The following is a 1310-nucleotide window of genomic DNA, read 5'->3' as shown; positions in this document are numbered from 1 at the left end:
ATACCACACAGCCAATGAACCCCCATTCCTCCGCATAGGTAGAAAAGATAAAGTCGGTATGACTTTCTGGAATAAAGCCCAGCGTTCCTTGTGTGGCATTCATCCAACCTTTGCCTTTCATACCGCCCGAACCGATCGCAATCAGCGACTGAATGATTTGGTAACCAGAGCCAAGTGGGTCAGATTCTGGGTGTAAGAACTGAGTCACACGGCTTTTTTGGTAGGCTTCCATCACGAAAAACCACAGAATCGGGGCGAGCGTTAGAACGCTCACCACAAATCCGCCAATGATTTTCCAGCTCATACCCGCGAAAAATAACACGAATAGTGCGTAGATCACGGTAAAGATCGCACCATCCAGATCGGGTTGCAGAGCGATCAACCCTGCGGGAACCAAGGTAATCATCAAACAAAGCGCGATTTTACGAAAGTCAGGTCTGCCGCCTTCCAAGTGCAGCATCCAAGCTATCATGATCGGAATCGACAACTTAATTAATTCCGAAGGTTGAAAACGAAAAAAGCCGATATCTAGCCATCGTTGTGAACCGTTAGTGCTGTCACCAAACAGCGCGACGGCCAGCAGTAACGACACGGCGACAAAATACAAGTACGGTGCCGAGCGTTGATAACTGGCTGCTGGAATGGATGACATCACCAGAATACACACCAGTGTCAGTGCGCAGCGGGCTAAGTGTTTAAAGAGCATGGATTCATCGAAGCCACTGGCGCTCCATAGCGTCAGCGAGCTCAATAACATGATCGGAATTATCGCCATCAAAAGTGGCAAATCGATTCTTGGAAAGAAACGCTTGTTCATTTACTACAACCTAAAAACGCTCTCAAAAGAGCGAAAACAACCAGAACTCAAGAGAGTTCAAACTATTCCGATGCTAAGAATCCAATAGGTCGGGTATGTTGGCTTTCTTAGATTTGTTGAAAGTGAAAGCACAACAGGCCTGTTCACAGATGCGGCGCAAAGGAGTGCGAGAAAGGAGGTGCAGCATCATCTGTTGTGGTACGTCGACTGGGAATGTTGTGAAGAGGATAAATACACCAGCCTTGATATTTTCGCCACTCTTTTTATCGTACTTAGTGTTGAATCCAGCAATAATTGATAACTCGCTCGGATGTTATTGTGTTTTCACTCAAAACCATTTATCGCCGCTCACGCCCATTTACTCCCTAAAAATACCATTGGTCGCATCCTACAGCTGACTATGAAGCGATGGCGTAATCTGAAACCATCAAATCACGTTCAACTAAGGACAGTCACCATGATGGTTTTCAATCTTCATTTATCCAGAGCCACA

General features: G+C 46.0%; 1 protein-coding gene. It reads right to left on the bottom strand.

Going from position 1 to position 1310, the window contains the following annotated elements; translation table 11 throughout:
* On the bottom strand, positions 1-817 hold an 817-nt coding region (locus tag R7070_RS25420), incomplete at its 3' end, for an FtsW/RodA/SpoVE family cell cycle protein (RefSeq protein WP_318141414.1).
* Positions 818-1310: the final 493 nt, after the last annotated feature.

It is taken from the genome of Vibrio sp. 1557 (genome assembly GCF_033340175.1).
In the GTDB taxonomy this organism is placed as follows: domain Bacteria; phylum Pseudomonadota; class Gammaproteobacteria; order Enterobacterales; family Vibrionaceae; genus Vibrio; species Vibrio alginolyticus.
This window is presented reverse-complemented; position numbering and strand designations above follow the sequence as displayed.